General features: G+C 66.6%; 21 protein-coding genes and 1 pseudogene. 21 read left to right on the forward strand and 1 reads right to left on the reverse strand.

Annotation, left to right across the window (positions count from 1 at the left end):
• Positions 1–111: 111 nt before the first annotated feature.
• Positions 112–1416 (reverse strand): annotated as a pseudogene (locus NQE15_RS23515) (aldehyde dehydrogenase family protein); the annotation flags it as partial.
• Between the two features lie 247 nt (positions 1417–1663).
• On the opposite strand from NQE15_RS23515, the gene NQE15_RS23520 reads away from it, so the two are divergent.
• From NQE15_RS23520 to NQE15_RS23620, 21 genes are all read left to right on the forward strand, one after another.
• Entirely contained in the window at positions 1664–2722 is a 1059-nt protein-coding gene (locus NQE15_RS23520; protein ID WP_265945323.1) for a VanZ family protein, read from the forward strand.
• Complete coding sequence (locus NQE15_RS23525; RefSeq protein WP_265945325.1) at positions 2671–5376, forward strand: HAD-IC family P-type ATPase; 2706 nt, start codon at positions 2671–2673, stop codon at positions 5374–5376. The genes NQE15_RS23520 and NQE15_RS23525 overlap by 52 nt, the downstream gene beginning before the upstream one ends.
• A gap of 42 nt (positions 5377–5418) precedes the next feature.
• Positions 5419–5727 (forward strand): (2Fe-2S) ferredoxin domain-containing protein, encoded by a 309-nt coding sequence (locus NQE15_RS23530; protein WP_265945327.1) that lies wholly within the window; start codon positions 5419–5421, stop codon positions 5725–5727.
• Positions 5724–6362 carry an alpha/beta hydrolase gene (locus tag NQE15_RS23535; RefSeq protein WP_265945329.1) on the forward strand — a complete coding sequence of 213 codons (639 nt, stop codon included), beginning with the start codon at positions 5724–5726 and terminating at the stop codon, positions 6360–6362. Before NQE15_RS23530 ends, NQE15_RS23535 begins: the two co-directional genes overlap by 4 nt.
• A complete protein-coding gene (locus NQE15_RS23540) occupies positions 6350–7294 on the forward strand; it encodes an ATP-binding cassette domain-containing protein (RefSeq protein WP_265945331.1) in 945 nt (314 codons plus the stop codon). The genes NQE15_RS23535 and NQE15_RS23540 overlap by 13 nt, the downstream gene beginning before the upstream one ends.
• On the forward strand, positions 7294–8052 hold the full coding sequence (locus NQE15_RS23545; RefSeq protein WP_265945333.1) for an ABC transporter permease: 759 nt from the start codon (positions 7294–7296) through the stop codon (positions 8050–8052). Before NQE15_RS23540 ends, NQE15_RS23545 begins: the two co-directional genes overlap by 1 nt.
• Positions 8053–8061: 9 nt before the next feature.
• The gene (cutA, locus tag NQE15_RS23550) at positions 8062–8379 is read left to right on the forward strand and encodes a divalent-cation tolerance protein CutA (protein ID WP_265945335.1); all 318 of its coding nucleotides are present in this window, start codon (positions 8062–8064) and stop codon (positions 8377–8379) included.
• Between the two features lie 2 nt (positions 8380–8381).
• On the forward strand, positions 8382–10124 hold the full coding sequence (gene dsbD / locus NQE15_RS23555) for a protein-disulfide reductase DsbD (protein ID WP_265950404.1): 1743 nt from the start codon (positions 8382–8384) through the stop codon (positions 10122–10124).
• A 65-nt stretch (positions 10125–10189) separates the two neighbouring features.
• Positions 10190–10426: an acyl carrier protein gene (locus tag NQE15_RS23560; protein WP_265945337.1), complete on the forward strand. Its 237-nt coding sequence runs from the start codon at positions 10190–10192 to the stop codon at positions 10424–10426.
• 2 nt (positions 10427–10428) lie between these two features.
• On the forward strand, positions 10429–11676 hold the full coding sequence (locus tag NQE15_RS23565) for a beta-ketoacyl-[acyl-carrier-protein] synthase family protein (protein WP_265945339.1): 1248 nt from the start codon (positions 10429–10431) through the stop codon (positions 11674–11676).
• A 21-nt stretch (positions 11677–11697) separates the two neighbouring features.
• Positions 11698–11982: a phosphopantetheine-binding protein gene (locus NQE15_RS23570; protein WP_265945341.1), complete on the forward strand. Its 285-nt coding sequence runs from the start codon at positions 11698–11700 to the stop codon at positions 11980–11982.
• A complete protein-coding gene (locus tag NQE15_RS23575; RefSeq protein WP_265945343.1) occupies positions 11979–12656 on the forward strand; it encodes a hypothetical protein in 678 nt (225 codons plus the stop codon). The genes NQE15_RS23570 and NQE15_RS23575 overlap by 4 nt, the downstream gene beginning before the upstream one ends.
• Positions 12653–13996 carry an AMP-binding protein gene (locus NQE15_RS23580; protein ID WP_265945345.1) on the forward strand — a complete coding sequence of 448 codons (1344 nt, stop codon included), beginning with the start codon at positions 12653–12655 and terminating at the stop codon, positions 13994–13996. Before NQE15_RS23575 ends, NQE15_RS23580 begins: the two co-directional genes overlap by 4 nt.
• Positions 13983–14288, forward strand: coding sequence for a 3-hydroxyacyl-ACP dehydratase FabZ family protein (locus tag NQE15_RS23585; RefSeq protein WP_265945347.1), 306 nt, complete (start codon positions 13983–13985; stop codon positions 14286–14288). The genes NQE15_RS23580 and NQE15_RS23585 overlap by 14 nt, the downstream gene beginning before the upstream one ends.
• Positions 14285–15196, forward strand: coding sequence for an acyl-CoA synthetase (locus tag NQE15_RS23590; RefSeq protein ID WP_265945349.1), 912 nt, complete (start codon positions 14285–14287; stop codon positions 15194–15196). Before NQE15_RS23585 ends, NQE15_RS23590 begins: the two co-directional genes overlap by 4 nt.
• Positions 15193–15762, forward strand: coding sequence for a LolA-related protein (locus tag NQE15_RS23595; protein ID WP_265945351.1), 570 nt, complete (start codon positions 15193–15195; stop codon positions 15760–15762). The genes NQE15_RS23590 and NQE15_RS23595 overlap by 4 nt, the downstream gene beginning before the upstream one ends.
• Positions 15759–18086 carry an MMPL family transporter gene (locus NQE15_RS23600; RefSeq protein ID WP_265945353.1) on the forward strand — a complete coding sequence of 776 codons (2328 nt, stop codon included), beginning with the start codon at positions 15759–15761 and terminating at the stop codon, positions 18084–18086. The genes NQE15_RS23595 and NQE15_RS23600 overlap by 4 nt, the downstream gene beginning before the upstream one ends.
• Positions 18083–18730: an alpha/beta fold hydrolase gene (locus NQE15_RS23605; RefSeq protein ID WP_265945355.1), complete on the forward strand. Its 648-nt coding sequence runs from the start codon at positions 18083–18085 to the stop codon at positions 18728–18730. The genes NQE15_RS23600 and NQE15_RS23605 overlap by 4 nt, the downstream gene beginning before the upstream one ends.
• A gap of 5 nt (positions 18731–18735) precedes the next feature.
• Entirely contained in the window at positions 18736–19536 is an 801-nt protein-coding gene (locus tag NQE15_RS23610; protein WP_265945357.1) for a polysaccharide deacetylase family protein, read from the forward strand.
• A complete protein-coding gene (locus NQE15_RS23615; protein WP_265945359.1) occupies positions 19533–20255 on the forward strand; it encodes a class I SAM-dependent methyltransferase in 723 nt (240 codons plus the stop codon). Before NQE15_RS23610 ends, NQE15_RS23615 begins: the two co-directional genes overlap by 4 nt.
• An 8-nt stretch (positions 20256–20263) precedes the next feature.
• Positions 20264–21448 carry a DUF1615 domain-containing protein gene (locus NQE15_RS23620; RefSeq protein WP_265945361.1) on the forward strand — a complete coding sequence of 395 codons (1185 nt, stop codon included), beginning with the start codon at positions 20264–20266 and terminating at the stop codon, positions 21446–21448.
• Positions 21449–21453 lie beyond the last annotated feature (5 nt).

Below are 21453 nucleotides of genomic sequence, written 5' to 3' on the forward strand. Positions count from 1 at the left end.
AACCGGCCTCGCGGCCGCCGCCGGTTTCCTTCTCGCCGCCAAAGGCACCACCGATCTCGGCCCCGAGGGGCCGATATTGACGTTGGCGATGCCGCAATCGCTGCCGCCGACGGCCAGAAAACGCTCCATCTCACGCAGGTCGTTGGTGAAAATTGCCGACGACAGCCCCTGCGGCACAGCGTTGTGCACGGCGATGGCCGCCTCGAGTTCGCGGTAACGCAGGACGTAGAGGATGGGGCTGAAGGTTTCCCGGCGCACCAGTTCGCTTTGCTGCGGCATTTCGACCAGTGCCGGCCGCACGTAGCGGCCGTTCGGACAGCCGTCCACGGCCACCGCTTCGCCGCCGTGCACCGTGCCGCCTTCGGCCCTGGCCTGGAGCAGCGCGCTGTTATGGGCGGCCAGCGCCGTATCGTCGATCAGCGGACCGACCAGGGTGGCCGGGTCGAGCGGCTGGCCGACCGGCAGGCTCGCGAAGGCGATCGTCAGCCTGGCGAGCAGCGCCTCATAGATATCCTCATGCACGATCAGTCGGCGCAAGCTCGTGCAGCGCTGGCCGGCCGTCCCGGCGGCGGCGAAGACGATGGCCCGCACCGCCAGCTCGAGGTCGGCGCTGGGCGCGACGATCATCGCGTTGTTGCCGCCCAGTTCGAGCAGGCAACGCCCGAAACGGGCGGCGACAATGGGCGCGATGCGCCGCCCCATGCGGCTCGAGCCGGTAGCCGAGACGAGGGCGACCTCGGGATGGGCGACCAGCTGTTCGCCGAGCCCGGCATCGCCGATCACGACCTGGCTCAGGCCGTCGGGCACGCCGCCAACCTCGGCCGCCGTCTGCTCGAACAGGGCCTGGCAGGCGAGGGCGGTGAGCGGCGTGCGCGACGATGGCTTCCAGAGCAGGGTATTGCCGCAGACCAGGGCCAGCGCTGCGTTCCAGGCCCAGACCGCGACCGGAAAATTGAAGGCGGTGATCACCGCGCAGACGCCGAGCGGGTGCCAGGTTTCCATCATCCGGTGCGCCGGGCGCTCGCTGGCGATGGTCAGGCCGTACAACTGGCGCGACAGGCCGACAGCGAAGTCGCAGATGTCGATCATTTCCTGCACCTCACCGCGGCCTTCCGAGAGGATTTTGCCGGTTTCGATGCTGACCAGGCGGCCGAGCGCCGCCTGGTGCCGCCGCAGGCACTCGCCGTAGCCATGCACCAGCTGACCGCGGCGCGGGGCCGGCACCTCGCGCCAGGCCAGAAAAGCTGTGCGCGCCTGGGCTACCATCGCGTCGAGCGTGCCGGGCGGACGTTGCCAGTGGCCGAGGCAACTGCCGTCGATCGGCGTATGAACAGCGATTTCCCCGTCGTCGGCCGGCGGCACGCCGAGGTAGACGAGGAGCGATGCGACTTCGGTCGCGAGATGGGCGCTGGACATGGCGGCCTCCTGTTCGGCGATATCACCGGCCCCGACCGGCGGCGGTCAAATGCCCCAGACGACAGCCGTGGCGCGTCGATGATTGGACCATTCCGATCACCATCGGTTGCGTCACCGAAACCCATGGCCATCACGATGCGGCGCGCCCCGGAACCGCGCCAGTTCCGCCTGTGGTCATGCTTATGGACCGAAATCAAGGTGTGCTGGCGCGCGGTCGACGGTAGCGCAAACGGTTAGAATCGATGCCATGCCCCATCACGAACGCAGCCCCGTCCTGCTTTCCCGCTACCTGGCGTTGGCCTGGCTTGGTTTGATCGTCTATGGCAGCCTGCATCCGTTCAGCGGCTGGCGAACAACCGGCGATTCGCCTGTGGCCTTTCTCGATGGCGGCTGGCCACGTTACTGGACGGTTTTCGACCTGCTCGCCAACGTGGCGGTTTACGTGCCGCTTGGCCTGTTCCTGACCCTGGCTCTACGCAGCCTGCCCTGGCGCTTCACGGCGCCGATCCTTGCCGTGCTGCTCGCCGCCGGCGTCAGTTTCGGGCTGGAAACGGTCCAAACCTGGTTACCCTCGCGCGTTCCCTCCAATGTCGATCTCGCCTGCAATGCCCTTGGCGGACTGCTCGGCGCCATCTGGGCGCAGGCAGTCGGACCGCGGTTGTTCGCCCGCATCATGGAAATCGAGCATCGTCTGATCGCCCCCATCCCGCATGCCGAGCTGGGCCTGACCCTGCTCGGTCTCTGGCTGCTGGTGCCGCTGTCGCCGGAAACCCTGCTTTTCGGAGCCGGCGACCTGCGCCAGTTGCTCGGCTTCAGTAGCGACCTGCCTTTCGTCGCCGAGAGTTTCGTCGTCATCGAGGCCAGCATCACCACCCTCAATGCGCTGACCGTCGGCCTGATGCTGAGCATGCTGGCGGCGCGCCGGGTAGCGGCTTACATCATCGTGCCACTATTCCTGCTCCTTGGCCTGATCGTCCGTACGCTGGCCGCCGCCATCCTGATCGGTCCGGGTGAGGCGCTCGCCTGGCTGACACCAGGCGCCCAGAGCGGCCTGCTGAACGCCATCGTTCTGCTCCCACTGCTGCTGCTCCTGCCGCCGACGCCGCGCCTGATGTTGGCGGCTGTGGCGCTGCTGGCCGGAACGGTGCTGGTCAATCTGGCACCGCCCAATCCCTATTCGGCGGCGGCCCTGGCTACCTGGCGCCAAGGTCACTTCCTGAATTTCAACGGTCTGACCCGACTGGTGGCAACGCTATGGCCCTTCCTGACGCTCCCCTTCCTGCTGCTGACCAGCCGTCGCCAATAGACTGGCACGCCCGGTCGGCGGAAGCCACCGCCACGGCAATCGGCGTCGATGTCGCGAGCGGTCTGAGTGACGCCGAGGTGGCGGCCCGCCTCGAGCGCCACGGTCCCAACCGGCTGACCGAAGCACCGGGCAAACCGGCCTGGAAACGCTTTGCCGAACAGCTGATGCAGCCGCTGGTCCTGGTCCTGATCGCCGCCGGCACGGTCACGGCAGGACTTGGCGAATGGGTGGACGCCAGCGTCATTTTCGGCGTCGTGGTAGTTAACGCGGTCATTGGCTACTGGCAGGAAGCCAAGGCCGAAGGGGCGCTGGCGGCGCTCGCCAAGAGCGTCGCAACGCCGGTCACCGTCAGGCGCGGCGGTCAGCGCCGGCAGATCGAAGCGGCCGGACTGGTTCCCGGCGACATCGTCGTTCTCGCCGCCGGCGACCGCATTCCGGCTGACCTCCGGCTCTTCCACGAGCGTGAGCTGCATACCGACGACTCGATGCTGACCGGCGAATCGCAGCCGGTACTCAAGCACACCACGGCGCTACCCAGCGACACCCCGCTCGCCGACCGCCGTAACATGGCCTACGCCGGCAGCACCGTGGTCGCCGGGCTGGGCAGCGGCATGGTCATCGCCACCGGCGATGCCACCGAAACCGGGCGCATCGCCGACCTGATCGCCAGTGCCCCCGATCTGGTGACGCCGCTGACCCGCAAGATGATTACTTTCTCCAACTGGCTGCTGTGGGCGATCGGCGGCCTCGCCATCCTCACCTTCGGGGTCGGCCTGGCGCGCGGCGAAACCGCTTTCGAAATGTTCATGGCGGCGGTGGCACTGGCCGTCGGCGCCATCCCGGAAGGGCTGCCGGCCGCGGTCACTGTCACGCTGGCCATCGGCGTCGCCCGCATGGCCCGCCGCCGGGCCATCATCCGCCACCTGCCGGCGGTCGAAACGCTGGGCAGCACGACGGTGATCTGTTCCGACAAGACCGGCACACTGACCGAAAACGCGATGACGGTGCGCGTCCTGTGGTGCGCCGGGGCCGGCCATGCCGTCAGCGGTCATGGCTACAACCCGGAAGGCAGCATCAGCCATGACGAAATGCCGGCTCCGATCGCGGGCGCGCTACGCGAATCTCTGGTCGCCGGAGCCTTGTGCAACGACGCCAGCCTGGGGCGCGATGGGCAACACTGGAAAATCACCGGCGACCCGACCGAAGCGGCGCTACTGGTCGCCGCCCGCAAAGGCCGGCTCGACGAACAGACCCTGCTCGCCCTCTATCCCCGGGTCGACGAACTGCCCTTCGATGCCACCCGCCAGTACATGGCGACCGCGCACCGCAGCGACGGCGAAACGGTAATCTACGTCAAGGGCGCCATCGAGCGCCTGCTGCCGCGCTGCAAAGACCAACTCGGGGCCGACCAGCAATTGCTGCCGCTGGCAACGGCGACGATCGAAGCCGCCGCCCATGCCTATGCCGGACAGGGCATGCGCGTCCTGCTCCTCGCCCGCGTCCTGCGGCCGAGCGCCAGCCGGCTCGACGACGATGCCCTGCACGACCTGACCCTGCTCGGCCTGGTCGGCATGATCGACCCGCCGCGCAAGGCGGCAATCAGCGCCATACGCAACTGCCACTCGGCCGGCATCCGGGTCAAGATGATCACCGGCGACCACGCCATCACCGCCCTCGCCATTGCCCGGCAGATCGGGCTCAGTAGCGAACACGCGCTGACCGGGCGCGAACTGGCGGCGCTCGACGACCAGGCGCTGGCCAAGGCCGCCCACGAAATCGATGTCTTTGCCCGCGTCGAGCCAGAACAGAAGCTGCGCCTGGTGCGTGCCCTGCAAGGGCTGGGCGAAGTCGTGGCGATGACCGGCGATGGCGTCAACGATGCCCCGGCCCTGAAGCAGGCCGACATCGGCATCGCCATGGGCCTCGGTGGCACCGAGGTGGCCAAGGAGGCGGCGGCGATGGTGCTGACCGACGACAATTTCGCCAGCATCGAGGCGGCGGTCGAGGAGGGCCGGGGGGTCTGGGACAATCTGGTCAAGTTCATCACCTGGACCCTGCCGACCAATTTCGGCGAAGGTCTGGTCATCGTCGCCGCCATCGTCTTCGGCAGCACGCTGCCGATCACGCCGCTGCAGATCCTCTGGATCAACATGACCACCGCGGTTTTGCTCGGCCTGCCGCTGGCCTTCGAGCCGATCGAGCGCGGCATCATGCACCGGCCGCCGCGCCGGCTGGCCATGCCGGTACTCAATGGCGACCTGATCCGCCGCATCGTGCTCGTTTCGCTGCTGCTGCTCGGCGGCGCCTTCGGCCTCTTCCTGCACGAGCTCGACCAGGGCAAATCGCTGGCCGAAGCACGGACGGTCGCCGTCAATGTCTTCGTGATGGTCGAAGCCCTCTATCTCTTCAACTGCCGTTCGCTGACCCGCAGCTTCTGGAGCCTCGGCCTGTTTACCAACCTCTGGGTGTGGGGAGGGGTCGCCAGCATGCTCGGCCTGCAATTGCTGTTCACCTACTGGCCGCCGCTCGCCGCCGTCTTCCAGACCGCCCCCATCGGCTGGGTCGAATGGGGCAAGATACTGGCCGTCGGCGTGTTCAGCAGCGCCATCATCGCCCTCGAAAAACACTGGACCAACGCTCGGCGTTCCACGTGAAAGCGGACCGCCTATAATGTTGAGCCCCCGAGGAGAGAACCGATGAGCCATTTCAAATACCACGTCTTTTTCTGCTGCAACCAGCGCGAACCCGGCGAAAACTGCTGCAACGCCCATGGCGCGAGCGACATGCAGACCTACGCCAAGGAGCGCATCAGCCAGCTCAAGATGAAGGGGGAAGGCAAAGTCCGCGTCAACAAGGCGGGCTGCATGGATCGTTGCGATCTCGGGCCGGTCATGGTCGTCTATCCGGAAGCCGTCTGGTACACCTACATCGACAAGGACGACGTCGAGGAAATCATCCAGGAACACCTGATCAACGGCCGCATCGTGGAGCGTCTGAAAATATGAGAGCCCCGGAAGAAAAGATCGTGATCGACGGCCCGGCCGGCAAGATCGACGTCATCATGGAGCGCCCCGACGCGCCGCGCGGCATCGCCCTGATCGCCCACCCGCACCCGCTGGGCGGCGGCGCCAACACCAACAAGGTCGCCTATACGCTGGCCCGCACTTTCGTCGGCCTCGGCTACGCCGCCTTCCGCCCCAATTTCCGCGGCGTCGGCGGCACCGAAGGCATCCATGACGAAGGCCGCGGCGAAACCGAAGATCTGCTCGCCGTGCTCCAGGACGCCAAGTGCCGCTGCGGCGACCTACCGGTGGCGCTGGCCGGCTTTTCCTTCGGCGCCTACTGCCAGACCCGCGTCGCCAAGCGCCTGGCCGAAGCCGGGCATCCGGCCCAGCGCCTGGTCCTGGTCGGCACCGCCGCCGGTCATGTCGAAGGTACCCGCCAGTACGACACCGAAGCCGTGCCCCACGACACCATCGTCATCCACGGCTCGTCCGATGAAACCGTCCCGCTGGCCAATGTCTTCGACTGGGCGTTGCCCAATGACCTGCCGGTCGTCGTCGTGCCCGGTGCCGACCACTTTTTCCATCGCCGCCTGCACCTGATCCGCGACATCATCACCCGGGCATGGCGGCACTAGTGGCTGCTTCGGATTCAGTGGCACTGAGTGCCAGCGGACTGCGCAAGTCCTATGCCGGCACCGAGGTGGTGGCTGGCCTGTCGTTCGCCGTCGAGCCCGGCACCTGTTTCGGCCTGCTCGGCCCGAACGGCGCCGGCAAGACGACGACCCTGCGCCTCTGCCTCGGCCTGACCGCCCCGGAGAGTGGCGAGATCACCCTCAACAACTACGCCATTCCGGCCGACGCCCAGCAGGCGCGGGCGCGGGTCGGCGTCGTGCCGCAGTTCGACAATCTCGACCCGGATTTCACCTGTGCCGAAAACCTGCTCGTCTTCGGCCGCTACTTCGGCCTGCCCGACGCCGAGGTCAAGGCCCGCATCCCGCAGCTGCTCGAGTTCGCCAGCCTGACCAGCAAGGCCGACGCCCGCCTGGCGACCCTGTCCGGCGGCATGAAACGGCGCCTGACGCTGGCCCGCGCCCTGGTCAACGACCCCGACATCATCTTTCTCGACGAGCCGACCACCGGCCTCGACCCCCAGGCCCGCCACCTGATCTGGGACCGCCTGAAGCAGCTCAAATCGGCCGGCAAGACGCTGATCCTGACCACCCATTTCATGGACGAAGCCGAGCGCCTGTGCGACCGGCTGATCGTCATCGACCACGGCCGCCTGATCGCCGAAGGCAGCCCGCGCCAGTTGATCGCCGAGCACATCGAACCGCAGGTCATCGAGGTCTACGACGAGGCGGCCGGCGACCTGCCGGCTTTCGTCGAGGCCCAGCGCGGCCTGGCCGAACGCGTCGAAACCAGCGGCGAAACCGCCTTCTTCTACTGCCGCGAACCGCATCCGCTGCTCGCCAGGCTGGCCGAAGCCCCCGGCCTGCGCTATGTGCACCGCGCCTCCAATCTGGAAGACGTTTTCATCAAACTGACCGGCCGGGAGTTGCGCGACTGATGACAGCATTCAACTGGCTCCCCGTCTGGCGCCGCAACTTCCTGGTCTGGCGCAAACTGGCGCTGCCTTCCATCCTCGGCAATCTGGCCGATCCGCTGATCTACATGCTCGGCCTCGGCTACGGCCTGGGCGCCATGCTGCCCAGCATCGACGGCCAGCCTTACGTCGCTTTCCTGGCCGCCGGCACGGTGTGCGCCTCGACCATGAATGCGGCGACCTTCGAGGCCCTGTACTCCTCGTTTTCGCGCATGCATGTCCAGAAGACCTGGGACGCCATCCTCAATACGCCGCTCGGTCTGACCGATGTCGTCGCCGGCGAACTGTTCTGGGCGGCAACGAAATCGCTGTTTTCCGGCGCCGCCATCCTCGTCGTGATCGCCGCCCTCGGCCTAACCCATGGCCCGCTGCTGTTCTGGGCGCTGCCGGCCGTCGTCCTGACCGGGCTGGCCTTCGCTGCGCTCGGCCTAATCTGGAATGCGCTGGCCCCGTCCTACGATTTCTTCATGTATTACTTCACGCTGTTCATTACCCCGATGACGCTGATTTCCGGCGTTTTCTTCCCCACCGACCAGTTGCCCGCCTGGCTCGCAACGATCGGCGGCTGGCTGCCGCTAGCCCAGGGCGTCGCCTTGGTCCGTCCGCTGCTCGCCGGCCAGGTGCCGGCCGATGCCCTGATCCACATCATGGCGCTGCTCGCCACGGCCGGTGTAGCCTTCGCGATTGCCCTGCGCCTGACCCGCCGCCGCCTGCTCAAGTAGAATCCGCTAATGGAATCCCTGCTCGTCATCACCAACTGTCCGGATGAAGCCTCCGCCAACGCCATCGCCCTGGCCGTAGTCGAAGCGCGGCTGGCCGCCTGCGTCAATATCCTGCCGCGCGTCCAGTCCGTCTACCGCTGGCAGGGTGCCGTCGAGTCGGCCACCGAGATCCCCCTGCTGATCAAGACCACCGCAGCCAATTATCCGGCGCTCGAGCAAGCCATCGCCGAACTGCATCCCTACGAAGTCCCCGAAATCATCGCCCTGCCGATCGCGCAGGGTTTGCCGGCCTATCTGAACTGGGTGGCGGCCGAGACGATCCAATGACCATGCGCGCGCTGTTCCTGCTTTTCTCCCTGCTCATTTCGCTGGCCCATGCCGAGGAATTCCTCGACCCGGCGGTCGCCTTCAAACCATCGGCGCGCGCCCTCGACGGCCAGACCATCGAGATTTCCTACGAGATCGCCAAGGGCTATTACCTCTATCGCGACAAGTTCCGCTTCAGCGTCGACGGCGACAGCGCCACCCTCGGCACCCCGACCTTCCCGCCCGGCAAGGAGAAGATGGACGAGAACTTCGGGAAGGTCGAGGTCTATTACAAGTCGGTGGCGATCCGCGTGCCAGTCGAAAGAAATGCCTCAGGAGTGCTGCCGCTCAAGCTCAAGGTCATTTCGCAGGGCTGTGCCGATGCCGGCGTCTGCTACCCGCCGCAACCCCAGACGGTGAGCCTCGAACTGCCCGATCCGGCGAGCACGCCGCCCGCCGCCGCCCAAGGCAGTGGCGACGAGAGCGGCTTCATCGCCCAGACGCTGAAGGATGCCGGGTTCTGGGCCAATCTCGCTTTCTTCTTCCTGGCCGGGCTCGGCCTGTCGCTGACCCCCTGCGTCTTCCCGATGATTCCCATCCTCTCGGGCATCATCGCCGGCCAGGGCCACAAGAATTCGCACGGCCGCGGCTTCGCCCTGGCCCTGGCCTACGTCCTGGGCATGGCGGTGACCTACGCCGCGGCCGGCATCGCCGCCGGCCTGACCGGCACGCTGCTCTCCGCCGCGCTGCAGAACGCCTGGGTGCTCGGCAGCTTCGCCGTGGTTTTCGTGATCCTCTCCTTCTCGATGTTCGGTTTCTACGAACTACAGTTGCCGGTTGCGCTGCAAAGCAAACTCTCCGAGGAATCCGGCCATCTGCAGGGTGGACGCGGCATCGGCGTCTTCGTGATGGGTGCGCTATCGGCCCTAATTGTGGGACCCTGCGTCGCCGCCCCGCTGGCCGGCGCCTTGCTCTATATCGGCCAGACCGGCGACGCCGTGTTCGGCGGTGCGGCGCTGTTCGTCATGGCCCTCGGCATGGGCGCCCCGCTGATCGCGGTCGGCGTCGCCGGCGGTTCGCTGCTGCCCAAGACCGGGCCCTGGATGGAGGCGGTCAAGAAAGGTTTCGGCGTGCTGCTGCTGGCCACCGCCCTCTGGCTGGTTTCGCCGGTCATCCCGCCGGTCGCCGCGATGCTGGCCTGGGCGGCGCTGCTGATCATTCCGGCAATCTTCCTGCACGCCCTCGACCCGCTACCGGCCCAGGCCAGTGGCTGGCTGCGCTTCTGGAAAGGCATCGGCATCGTCATGCTGCTGACCGGCGCCGCACTGCTGGTCGGCGCCCTGGCCGGCGGTCGCGATCCGCTGCAGCCGCTGGCCGGGCTGCGCGGCCAGGCGGTGGCCGAAGAAGTCCGGAAACTGCCGTTCGAGCCGGTCGGCTCGCTGGCCGAACTGGATAGCCGGGTACTGGCGGCCGGCCGGCCGGTGATGCTCGACTTCTATGCCGACTGGTGCGTCTCGTGCAAGGAAATGGAGCGCTTCACCTTCGCCGACCCCGCCGTCCAGGCCAAACTGGCAGGTTTCACGCTGCTCAAGGCCGACGTCACGGCCAATAGCGACGAGCACAAGGCCTTGCTCGCCCGTTTCGGACTCTTCGGGCCGCCGGGCATCCTATTTTTCGACGCACGGGGCAAGGAAATCAAAACCGTCCGCGTCGTCGGCTATCAGGATGCGGCGACCTTCCTGCAGTCGCTCAACCGCGTTCTGTAATCCGCCGCGCGAATAAGTTCGCTAATTTTTGTAAAAAAGGGCCCTTCGGCTAAAATGCGCCCACTATGGATTCCCTTGGCCTGATTCGCGAATTTCTCCAGGACCGCATCGGCGTTGCGCCGGAGCAGGTCGTTCCCGAAGCCCCGCTCGCACCGCTCGGCGTGGACTCGCTGATGATGCTCGAATTGATGTTCGAATTCGAGGACCGTTTTGGCATCACCCTCTCCAAGGACCTGAAAAGCCCAACAACTGTCGGCGATATGGCTGAGCTGATGGACCGGCTGCGCCGCGAACAGGGTTGAGCATGATCCAGCGTCGGGTGGCGATTACCGGGCTGGGTCTCGTCAGCCCCTACGGCGGCGATCTGCCGGATTTTTTCGAACACCTGCTGGCCGGCGAATCGGCCGTGCATTTCCTGCGCACCGACGACATTCCCCGACCGCTGACCATTCCTTTCGTCAGTTGCCCCGGCTTCGATGCCGACAGCGTGTTGGGCCGGCCCCTGGCCGGAACGATGGATCGCTTTGCCCAGCTCGCCACGGTCGCCGCTTTCAGTGCCTGGGCCGATGCCGGCCTGAGCCGCGCCCCGGACGCTGAAGACCGCAATCACTGGGGCGTCGCCTGGGGCACCGCCCTGGGCGGTACGCTGGCTTACGAAAAGGGTTATCGGGAACTTTGGCAAAAGGGCCGCGAGCGGGTTTCGCCGCTGTCGGTGATTCTCGGCATGAACAACGCGGCCAATGCCCACATTTCCATCCAGCTTGGTCTGGGCGGCGTCAGCATGAGCCATACCGTGGCCTGCGCCTCCTCCTCGATCGCCATCGGTGAGGCCTTCCGCCGCGTGCGTAGCGGCGAGGCGCCGATCATGCTGACCGGTGGCTCCGACGTGCCGCAGGCCTACGGCGTCGCCCGCGCCTGGGAAGCCCTGCGCGTCATGGCCAGCGGCGATGAAAATACTTCAGCGAGCGCCTGCCGGCCGTTCAGCGCCGAGCGTACCGGCCTGGTCCTGGGCGAGGGCGGGGCTGCCCTTGTCCTCGAGGACTGGGAACATGCCGTCGCCCGCGGCGCCCGCATCCACGGCGAAATGGTCGGCTACGGTACGAGTTGCGACCACAGCCACCTGGTCCGTCCGGAAGCGGCCGGTCAGGTCAGGGCACTGGAAGCCGCGCTGGCCGATGGCGGACTGCGCCCTGCGGACATCGACTACGTCAATGCCCACGGCACGGCGACCACCGAGGGCGACCCGGTCGAAGTCGCCGCCCTGAAAGCCGTATTCGGCGAAGGCGCCACCCGCTTGCCGGTCAGCGCCACCAAATCCATGCACGGCCACCAGTTGGGTGCGGCCGGCGCCATCGAAGCCATCGTCACCATCCTCGCCCTGCGCGAACGGGCGATCCCGCCGACCGCGCATCTCGCGGCGATCGATCCAGCCTGTACCGGCGTCGACCATGTCACCGCTGCCCGGCGCGACCAGCCATTGCGCGCCGCCTTGTCGAACTCCTTCGCTTTTGGCGGCAGCAACGCGGTCCTCGCGTTTCGCGCCGTCGGCTAATCCTCCTACGGAAACCCTGTCATGTCCCAAGAAATTTCGCCGGAAACCGTTGCGGCCCTGCTGCCGGAAGTAGCCGAGCTGATCGTTTCAGCCCTCAACCTGGATGTCGCCCCCGCCGACATCGAACCCGATGCGCCGCTATTCGGCGACGGCCTGGGACTCGACTCGATCGACGTGCTGGAAATCGCCCTGGTCATTTCCAAACGCTATGGCTTCCAGTTGCGTTCGGACAACGAGGACAACCTGCGCATTTTCTCCTCGCTGCGCGCCCTGGCCAGCCACGTCGCCAGCCAACGGACCAAATGATCGTTCCCGGCCCGGCCAAGCTGCTGCGCGGGCTGGCCCTGGCCGCCCTCGTCGTCGCCTGGGCCTGGTTCGCCCATCAGGGTAGCGCCGGCGCCGGCAATCCCGATTTTTCCGTCGCCCTGGCGACTGCCCCCGTTGCCGTCCTGTTCGTCATCCTGCTCTGGCGCGTCGGCAACCCGCTGGGGAGCGCGCTCGGCGGACTGGCCATGCTCGGCCTGCTCGCCTGGTCCTGGCCGGCACTGCGCCAGAACATCGCGCTGCTCTACTACATCCAGCATCTCGGCACCAATCTGGCACTCGCCGCCTTGTTCGGCCACACCCTGTTCGGCAGACATGAGGCACTGGTCACCCAGTTCGCCCGGATGGCGCATGGCGGGGTCGTTTCCGCCGCCCAGGAACGCTACTCGCGACAAGTCACCATCGCCTGGAGCATTTTCTTCCTGGCCAATGCGGCCGTCTCGAGCGTGCTATTCTGGCTGGCCGCCCCCGCGGCCTGGTCGCTGTTCGCCAACGTCTTGAGCACACCGCTGGTCGCCGCCATGTTCGTGATCGAACACCTCTGTCGCAACCATTTCCTGCCACCGGAAGACCGCTCGAGCGTCGCCGACACCATTCGCGGCTATCGCGCCGCGATGGCGGCACGGCGCCAGAATACGCAGGCCCGTCACCCATGAGCCGGATACCGCTCCTCGCCCACGCCAGCCTCGACGACAACCTGGCCTGGGGCCCGGCCGGCCCGGTCACGGTGCGCCGCTTTCTCGCCGAAGCCCAGCTGCTCGCCGAAAAGCTGCCGGCCGGGCACCATCTGCTGAATGTCTGCCAGGACCGCTATCGCTTCGCGGTCGGCTTCGCCGCCGGCCTGCTCAGCGACCGGATCAGCCTGCAACCGTCCTCGCAGACGGCCGAAACGCTGCGCAACATCCGTCAGCAGACCCCCGACGTCGTTTGCCTGTGTGATGGTGAATTCGACAGCCAGGACCTGCCGCGCCTCGACTATCCCGTTCTTTCCGCCGCCGATGTCGATGCCGTGCGCGCCATTCCGGACATCGCCGCCGACGCCATCGCGGCCTGCCTGTTCACCTCCGGCTCGACCGGCGCCCCGATGCCGCACTTCAAGCGCTGGGGCCAGCTGGCCGGCAGCGGCCAGGCTGAGGCGAAGAGGCTGGGCCTGGCCGAGCGACCGCACGTCATCGTCGGTACCGTGCCGGTCCAGCACGCCTTCGGCTTCGAGTCGACTTTCCTGCTCGCCCTGCACGGGGGGGCCACATTCTGGTCCGGCAAGCCCTTCTATCCGCAGGACATCGTCGCCGCCCTGAAGACCGTTCCGCAGCCCCGGCTGCTGGTCACCACGCCCTTTCATCTGGCCAACCTGCTGTCCGCCGAAATCGAACTTCCCGCCGTCGACCTGGTGCTCTCGGCAACCGCGCCGCTATCGAACGAACTGGCGGCGCGCGCCGAAAGCCGCTTTCAGGCCCCGCTGCTCGAAATTTTCGGCAGCACCGAGACGCTGCAGATCGCCAGCCGCCGGCCGACCCACGGCGCCGCCTGGCACCTCTTGCCGGGCATCGAGCTGAAGCAGCAGGACGACCTGACCATCGCTTGCGGCGGTCATGTCGAAGCCGGTGTGACGCTATCCGACGCCATCGAACTGCTGCCCGACCACCACTTCCTGCTGCACGGGCGTCATGCCGACCTGGTCAACATCGCCGGCAAGCGGACCTCGATCGCCTATCTCAACCATCAGATCGCCGCCATCCCGGGAGTCATCGACGCTGCCTTCTTCCTGCCCGACGACACGATGCCCGACGGCGTAACCCGCCTCGCTGCCTTTGTCGTCGCCCCCGGCCTCGAGCGCCGGCAGTTGGTGGCCGAATTGCGCCGGCGCATCGATCCCATCTTCCAGCCCCGGCCGCTGGTCTTTCTCGACCAACTGCCGCGCAACGCAGCCGGCAAGCTGCCGCGCGCCGAGCTGGCGGCGCTGCATGCCGCCCACACCACCCATGCCGGCAACTGATTTCAGCTGGGTCGTTCCAGTCGATCATCCGGCCTTTGCCGGCCACTTTCCCGGCCAGCCCATCGTGCCCGGCGTCGTCCTGCTCGACCAGGCCATCCTGTTTGCCGAGCGCCTGCTCGACCGACCGCTGGCGCTGTGGCAGATCGGCAACGCCAAATTCTTCAGCCCGGTCGCTCCGGGCGAAACCCTCGTTTTCTCGCTGGAATGCAAAGCCAGCGGTGCGCTCGCCTTCCAGGTCCGCAGCCCCGACCGCGATGTCGCCAGCGGCAGCCTGACGCCGCCGACACCATGAGCCAGCCCAAGCCGGCCGGCAGCGACTGGCTGCGGCAACAGGAAAAAAGCAATCTGGCCATCCTCAAGCTGATGGTCTGGATTTCGCTGACCTTCGGCCGCCGTTTGGGCCGCCTGGTGCTCTACGGCATCGCCGCCTATTACGTGCTGTTTGCCCCCCAGGCCCGGCGCTACAGCCGCGACTACCTGCACCGCGCGCTCGGCCGCTGGGCCGAATGGTCGGACGGCTTCCGTCACGTCTTCAGTTTCGCGAGCACCATCCACGACCGCATCTACCTGCTCAACGACCGTTTCAACCTGTTCGACATCGAGGTGATCGGTGCCGAGGAACTGCATGCCTCGCTCGACAAGCAGCCGGGCGCTCTGCTGATCGGCGCCCATCTCGGCAGTTTCGAAGTGCTGCGCGCCCTGGGCCGGGGCCGGGCCGGGCTCAAGGTGGCGATCCTGATGTACGAGGAAAACGCCCGCAAGATCAACGCCACGCTGGAGGCGATCAACCCCCAGGCCACCGAGGACATCATTCCGCTCGGCCGCATGGACTCGATGTTGCAGGCGCGCGACCGACTCGACCAGGGCTACCTGGTCGGCATGCTGGCCGACCGCAGCCTGGGCGGCGATGCCACCACCGAGTGCGACTTTCTCGGCGAGCCGGCTCCGTTCCCGGTCGGCCCCTTCCGCATGGCGGCGATGCTCCGCCGCCCCGTCTACTTCATGGCCGGGCTCTACCTCGGCGGCAACCGCTATCAGATCCATTTCGAGCCGCTCGCCGATTTTTCGGACACCCCGCGCGCCGAGCGCGAGGCGGCGATCAAGGCGGCCCAGCAGCATTACGCCGAGCGCCTGAGCCATTTTTGCCGTCTGGCCCCCTACAATTGGTTCAACTTCTTCGATTTCTGGCAGAAAAAATGATCAGACAATTTGTAGCCGGACTGCTGGCGGCCGCGCTCGCCTTTCCCGCCCTTGCCGCCTTCGATGTCGGCCAGTTGATGGACGATCTGGCCCGCCACAAGGGTGGCAAGGCCCGTTTCGTCGAAAAGAAGTACATCTCGCTGCTCGACAAGCCGGTCGTGTCGACCGGCGAAATGTCCTATACCGCTCCCGATCGCCTGGAAAAACGGACCCTGACCCCGAAACCGGAAATCCTGCTGCTCGACAAGGATCTGCTCAGCATCGAACGCGAAAAGCAGAAGTTGTCGATCAATCTGAGCAACCAGCCCGAGGCGCTGGCTTTCATCGACAGCATCCGGGGCACGCTGACCGGCAATCGGGCGGCGCTCGAGAAGAATTACTACCTGCATCTGGCGGGAACCCATGAGAAGTGGGTACTCACCCTGTTACCCAGCGAACAGAAAATCGCCGCTCTCGTCCAGCGCATCACGGTCAGCGGCAGCAAGAACCAGATTCGCAGCATTGAATACCTGCAAGCCGACGGTGATCGCTCGGTGATGAGCATCGAGCCGATCGACGGCAAATGAACGCCCCGGCCATCCGTACCTTCCTGCTCTGGCTGCTAGCCATGCTGGCCGGGGCGGCGATCGTCTGGAACAGTCGCTTCACGGCCGACATGTCCTTCTTCCTGCCCAGTCGCCCGACCGCCGAACAGCAGGTTCTGGTCGATCATCTGAAGGAAGGCGCCGTCGCACGCCTGCTGATGCTGGGCATCGAAGGTGGCGACGAGCAACAGCGCGCCGCGCTGTCCCGCCAGTTGCGCGCTCGCCTGGCCAAAATGCCCGAATTCGTTATGGTGCAGAACGGCGAGGCCGGCACCCAGGATGCCGACCGCAATTTCCTGGTTCAGCACCGCTATCTGCTGAGCCCGGCGGTGACGCCGGAACGTTTCAACATCGATGGTCTGCGCACGGCCATCGCCGACAGCATCGACCGCCTCGCCTCGCCGGCCGGGATGATGCTCAAGCCCTTGCTGGCCCGCGATCCGACCGGTGAGCTGGTCGAATTGCTGAGCCGGGTCGACGCCGGCGGCCAGCCGAACAGCCGACTGGGCGTCTGGGTCTCACGTGATGGCGAGCGCGCCATGTTGCTCGTCCAGACCCGGGCCCTGGGTTCCGATACCGACGGCCAGGAGGCGGCGATTGCCGCGCTCCGCGCCCAGTTTGCCGAGAGTACTCGAGAGGCCGGCATTGGCGACGCCCGCTTGCAACTCTCCGGCCCCGGCCTGTTCGCGGTCAATTCGCGAGCGACGATCAAGGACGAGGTCAGTCGCCTGTCGCTGATCAGTTCGCTGGCCATCACCTGTTTGCTGTTCTTCGTCTATCGCTCCTTCGGCCTGTTGGCGCTCGGCCTGCTGCCGGCGCTGTCCGGCGCCCTGGCCGCCGTGGTCGCCGTCAGCCTGGTTTTCGGCACGGTATTCGGGATTACGGTCGGTTTCGGCTCGGCCTTGATCGGCGAAGCCGTCGATTACTCGATCTATTACTTCGTGCAGTCCGGCCGCCTCGGCGTGGACGCCTGGCGCGCCCGCTTCTGGCCGACCATCCGGCTCGGCGTCCTGACCTCGATCGCCGGTTTCGGCGCCTTGGTCTTCTCCGGTTTTCCGGGACTCGCCCAACTCGGCCTCTATGCCCTGGCCGGTGTCCTGACTGCCGCGCTCGCCACCCGCTTCGTGTTGCCGCAGCTCAGTGCCGGCCGGATCCGGCCGCGCGATCTGACGCCGCTCGGCAAGAGCGTGCAGCGCGCCATCGCGGCCATGGGGTCTCTGCGCTGGCCGGCCCTGTTGCTGGCCGGGGCCGCCGCCATAGTGCTCTATGTCGATCGTGGCGAGCTGTGGAACCCGGAGCTGTCGGCCCTGAGTTCGGTCAGCCAGGCCGATCAGGCGCTGGACCTGGCCTTGCGCGCCGATATTGGCGCTCCGGATTCGCGCTATCTGGTGGTCATCGGCGCGCCCGATCGCGAAGCGGCCTTGCTGGCGGCCGAAAAAATCGGACAACAGCTCGATCAACTGGTCTCCAGCGGCGACCTCGGCGGCTACGAAAGCCCGGCCCGTTTCCTGCCCAGCCAGAGTACCCAGGTCACCCGCCGCAGCAGCCTGCCGGCTGCCGAAGAATTACGCTCGCGCTTGCAGGCGGCGCAACTCGGTTCGCCGCTCGCCGCCGCCAAACTCGAGCCCTTCCTGACCGATGTCGAAGCGGCTCGCCGCTTGCCGGCGATCGATCGCCAAGCCCTGAACGGAACCGGTCTGGCCTTGGCGGTCGATTCGCTGCTCCTCGAGCATGCCAGCGGCTGGAGTGTCTTGCTGCCACTGCGCCCGGGCGAAAAAGCCATCGATCCGGCGGCGGTCCGCTCTGTGCTGACCGGTTCCAACGCCTTGTTCATCGACATGAAAACCGAGTTCGACAAGCTCTACAACGACTATCTGCACGAGGCCATGCTGTTATCGCTGGCCGGCTTCCTTGCCATCGTCGTGCTGCTTGCCGTCGCCCTGCGTTCGGCCCGCCGCCTGGCCGCCGTCCTGCTGCCCCTGATCCTTGCCGTGCTGATCGTCATCGCCGGCCTGCACCTGGCCGGCGAACATCTGCACCTGCTGCACCTGATCGGCATGCTGTTAATCGTCGCCGCCGGCTCCAACTATGCGCTGTTTCTCAACCAGGGCGCCGATGACGAGCAAGCCGACCCGGAAACCCTGGCCTCGATGCTGATTGCAACCCTGACCACGGCCATCGGCTTCGGCACGCTGGCCCTGTCGGAAGTCGCGGTACTGCATGCCGTAGGCGTCACCGTCGGGCCGGGTGCCGTTCTGGCGCTGCTGCTCTCGGCGATTTTCGTTCCCCGGGCAACGGCACGATGAGCCAGCCCCTGCATACCCTCCGCCAGACGGTCGGCGCCCCGAGCCTGATGGTGCTGCTGCCCGGTGCCTACATGACGGCAGCCGATTTCGAACAGGCCGGATTCTTTACAGCAGTCGCCAAACGCCGGCTGGCGCTTGATCTGGTCGCGGTCGACCTCGATCTCGAGGCAATCTCCGGCGGCACGGCGCTACCCGCCGTACAAGCCGAAATCATCGCGCCAGCCCGCCGTCAGGGGTACCAAAAAATCTGGCTGGGCGGCATATCGCTCGGCGGCCTGCTCAGTCTCTGCCACAACGCCGATACGCCGGGCAGCGTCGATGGCCTGTGCCTGCTTGCCCCTTATCCGGGCAGCCGGCTGACCACCAATGCCATCGCCCGGGCCGGGGGCCTGGAGCAATGGCAGCCAACGCCGGAAGAGCTGAGCGATCCGGAATTTCGCATGTGGCGCTGGCTGCAGGCCCCACCGGCCGATTTTCCCGCCTTCGTCGGTTATGGCAGCGACGACCGTTTCGCCGCCGGCATGAAACAGATTGCCGCCTGCTTTCCAGCTACGGCCGGCCTTGCCATTCCCGGAGGCCACGACTGGCCGGTCTGGCAAGTTTTGTGGGAACATTTTCTCGATAGTGGACTCCTTCTCCGCTGACGCCCATGCCGCCACCCTGGAAACCGACCCCCACCGTCCAGCTCACGATTGCCACCCATGCGGCGGCTACCCTCAGCTTGTTCGCCGCACCCGCCACCTGGCCCTGGGCGCTCGGTGCGGTGGTGCTCAACCAGCTGGTCCTGACCGGGGCCGGCATGTTGCCGCGCACTACGCTGCTCGGCCCCAACCTCAACCGTCTGCCCGGCGCCGCCGTCGAGCGCCGCGAAATCGCCCTGACCATCGACGATGGCCCCGACCCCGAAGTCACGCCGCGCGTCCTCGACCTGCTCGACGCCGCCGCGGCCAAGGCCAGTTTTTTCTGCATCGGACGACGCGCCCGTCAGTACCCGGCGCTGTGCCGGGAAATCGTCGCCCGTGGCCACAGCGTCGAAAACCATGGAGACGCGCACGCCCTGGCCTTCGCCACCTTCGGGCCGCGACGCATGCACGCCGACATTGCCGCCGCCCAGGCCTGCCTGGCCGACATCACCGGCCAGGCGCCGCGCTTCTTCCGGCCGACGGCCGGTCTGCGCAACCCCTTTCTCGACCCGGTGCTGACCCTGCTCGAACTGCGCCTCGCCTCCTGGACACGGCGCGCCTACGACACCCGCAACGGCGATCCACAGCGCGTCTTCGAACGGCTGAGCGACGGCCTGGCAGCCGGCGACATCCTGCTGCTTCATGACGGCAATGCTGCCCGCACCAGCGCCGGCGAACCGGTTATCCTCGCCGTGCTGCCCAGGCTGCTGCAAACCATGGCCGATTCCCGACTAACTCCTGTCACCCTGACCGCCGCCTCGCCATGACCTCCCGTTTCCTGCAAATCCTGCTCGACGACGCCAGCCGTCCCTTCCGTTCCGGTGGCCATTTCGCCTATCACTACGCCCGCGGCAAACTCTCTTCCGACTGCATCTTCCGCCAGCTCCTCAAGCGCGGCATCTTTCCCGCCGAGGCCCGTTTTCTCGACCTCGGCTGTGGCCAGGGCAGTCTGTTCGGCTGGCTGCTCGCCGCCCGCAATCTGTTCGACAAGGGCCACTGGCCGAGCGACTGGGCCGAACCGCCGAAACCGCTCAGTCTGCGCGGCTTCGAACTGATGCAGAAGGACGTCGACCGCGCGACCCGGGCTTTCGGCGCCAACCACCCGGTCGTCGATATCCGCCAGGGCGACATGTGCAAGGTCGATTTCGGCCAAGCCGATGTCGTCACCATCCTCGACGCCCTGCACTACGTCGATCACGGCCACCAGAAGGACGTCCTCAAGCGCATTCGCGCCGCCCTGCCACCCGGCGGCCTGTTCCTGACCCGGGTCGGCGATGCCGGGGCCGGCCTGCCGTACCACATCTGCAACTGGGTCGATCACGCCGTGACCTTCGTCCGCGGCCACCGCCTGCCGACCCTTTATTGCCGCCAGTTGGCGGAATGGATCGACGTCCTGAAGAACGTCGGCTTCCAGGTCGAAACCATGCCAATGAGCGAAGGCAAGCCTTTCGCCAACATCATGCTGATCTGCCGGGTGCCGGGCTGAAGCCTGGATTGAGGCGCCGGCTCGGCGCCGCGACAATTTTCGTCGGCCTATTGCTGCTCAATGGCTGCACGACGACGAGCCTGCCGCTGCCGGTCGACAACCCGCCACTGCCGCCCGATATCGCCCCCAGCCAGGTGCCGGCGCCAGTTGCCGCACCGCTCCGCAGTGACCAGGAGCGGCGGGTGCTGATTGCCCGCCTGATCGCCCCGACGGTCCGGGATCGCGAAGCCTGGGCCGGCGATCTGCATGCCGCCTTCAGCCGGCTCGGTATCCCCCACGCCCCTGAAATCTATTGCGCGGCGATTGCCGTCATCGAGCAGGAATCGAACTTCCAGGCCGACCCCGTGGTTCCCGGCTTGCCCGCCATCGCCTGGAAAGGTCTGGAAGAGCGCGGCAAGAAATACGGCATTCCGAAGCTGCTGATCAAGACCGCGATGCTGAAGACCTCGCCGGATGGTCGCAGCTACCGCCAGCGCATCGATGCCTTGAAGACCGAGAAGCAGCTCAATGCCCTCTATGCCGACATGATTGCCGAGGTGCCGGCCGGAAAACAGTTGCTCGGCGGCTACAACCCGGTACGCACCGGCGGCCCGATGCAGGTCAGCATCGAATTCGCCGAGCAGTTCGCCCGCACCCGACCCTATCCCTATCCGCACAAGGGCGACATCCGCGACGAGGTGTTCAGCCGGCGCGGCGGGCTCTACTTCGGCAGCGCTATCCTGCTCGACTACCCGGCGCCCTACGACAACGTCCTCTACCGCTTTGCCGACTTCAACGCCGGCCGCTACAGCAGCCGCAACGCCGCCTTCCAGAGCGCCCTGGGTCGCCTCGCCGGCAAACCGCTGAGCCTCGACGGCGACCTCTTGCGCTACGACAGGGGACAGGCGACGGCAGCGCCGAGTGGCGTCGAACTTGCCGCCCGCAGCCTGGCCGGCAAATTGCAGATGCGTCCCGCCGAAATCCGGCGCGATCTGTTGCTTGAAAAGGCCGCCCAATTCAGCCACAGCCCGCTGTTCAACCGGGTCTTCAAGCTCGCTGAGCAACAGGCCGGCCGGCCCTTGCCACGGCAGGCGATGCCGCAGATCGACCTGAAGAGCCCGAAGATCACCCGCCAGCTGACCACCGAATGGTTCGCCCGCCGCGTCGATGGGCGCTACCGGACCTGCCTGGGACGGATCGAAGCCTCCCTTTAGCCGCC

The sequence above is a fragment of the Dechloromonas sp. A34 genome, assembly GCF_026261605.1.
Taxonomy (GTDB): Bacteria; Pseudomonadota; Gammaproteobacteria; order Burkholderiales; family Rhodocyclaceae; genus Azonexus.

Excerpts from the sequence above, each read along its gene's own strand:
- NQE15_RS23575 (WP_265945343.1), top strand. The coding sequence starts at position 11,979 with ATGATCGTTCCCGGCCCGGCCAAGCTGCTGCGCGGGCTGGCCCTGGCC.
- NQE15_RS23570 (WP_265945341.1), top strand. The coding sequence starts at position 11,698 with ATGTCCCAAGAAATTTCGCCGGAAACCGTTGCGGCCCTGCTGCCGGAA.
- NQE15_RS23535 (WP_265945329.1), top strand. The coding sequence starts at position 5,724 with ATGAGAGCCCCGGAAGAAAAGATCGTGATCGACGGCCCGGCCGGCAAG.
- NQE15_RS23565 (WP_265945339.1), top strand. The coding sequence starts at position 10,429 with ATGATCCAGCGTCGGGTGGCGATTACCGGGCTGGGTCTCGTCAGCCCC.
- NQE15_RS23605 (WP_265945355.1), top strand. The coding sequence starts at position 18,083 with ATGAGCCAGCCCCTGCATACCCTCCGCCAGACGGTCGGCGCCCCGAGC.
- dsbD (WP_265950404.1), top strand. The coding sequence starts at position 8,382 with ATGCGCGCGCTGTTCCTGCTTTTCTCCCTGCTCATTTCGCTGGCCCAT.
- NQE15_RS23540 (WP_265945331.1), top strand. The coding sequence starts at position 6,350 with ATGGCGGCACTAGTGGCTGCTTCGGATTCAGTGGCACTGAGTGCCAGC.
- NQE15_RS23615 (WP_265945359.1), top strand. The coding sequence starts at position 19,533 with ATGACCTCCCGTTTCCTGCAAATCCTGCTCGACGACGCCAGCCGTCCC.
- cutA (WP_265945335.1), top strand. The coding sequence starts at position 8,062 with ATGGAATCCCTGCTCGTCATCACCAACTGTCCGGATGAAGCCTCCGCC.
- NQE15_RS23600 (WP_265945353.1), top strand. The coding sequence starts at position 15,759 with ATGAACGCCCCGGCCATCCGTACCTTCCTGCTCTGGCTGCTAGCCATG.
- NQE15_RS23590 (WP_265945349.1), top strand. The coding sequence starts at position 14,285 with ATGAGCCAGCCCAAGCCGGCCGGCAGCGACTGGCTGCGGCAACAGGAA.
- NQE15_RS23545 (WP_265945333.1), top strand. The coding sequence starts at position 7,294 with ATGACAGCATTCAACTGGCTCCCCGTCTGGCGCCGCAACTTCCTGGTC.
- NQE15_RS23560 (WP_265945337.1), top strand. The coding sequence starts at position 10,190 with ATGGATTCCCTTGGCCTGATTCGCGAATTTCTCCAGGACCGCATCGGC.
- NQE15_RS23595 (WP_265945351.1), top strand. The coding sequence starts at position 15,193 with ATGATCAGACAATTTGTAGCCGGACTGCTGGCGGCCGCGCTCGCCTTT.
- NQE15_RS23530 (WP_265945327.1), top strand. The coding sequence starts at position 5,419 with ATGAGCCATTTCAAATACCACGTCTTTTTCTGCTGCAACCAGCGCGAA.
- NQE15_RS23525 (WP_265945325.1), top strand. The coding sequence starts at position 2,671 with ATGGCCCTTCCTGACGCTCCCCTTCCTGCTGCTGACCAGCCGTCGCCA.
- NQE15_RS23520 (WP_265945323.1), top strand. The coding sequence starts at position 1,664 with ATGCCCCATCACGAACGCAGCCCCGTCCTGCTTTCCCGCTACCTGGCG.
- NQE15_RS23585 (WP_265945347.1), top strand. The coding sequence starts at position 13,983 with ATGCCGGCAACTGATTTCAGCTGGGTCGTTCCAGTCGATCATCCGGCC.
- NQE15_RS23580 (WP_265945345.1), top strand. The coding sequence starts at position 12,653 with ATGAGCCGGATACCGCTCCTCGCCCACGCCAGCCTCGACGACAACCTG.
- NQE15_RS23610 (WP_265945357.1), top strand. The coding sequence starts at position 18,736 with ATGCCGCCACCCTGGAAACCGACCCCCACCGTCCAGCTCACGATTGCC.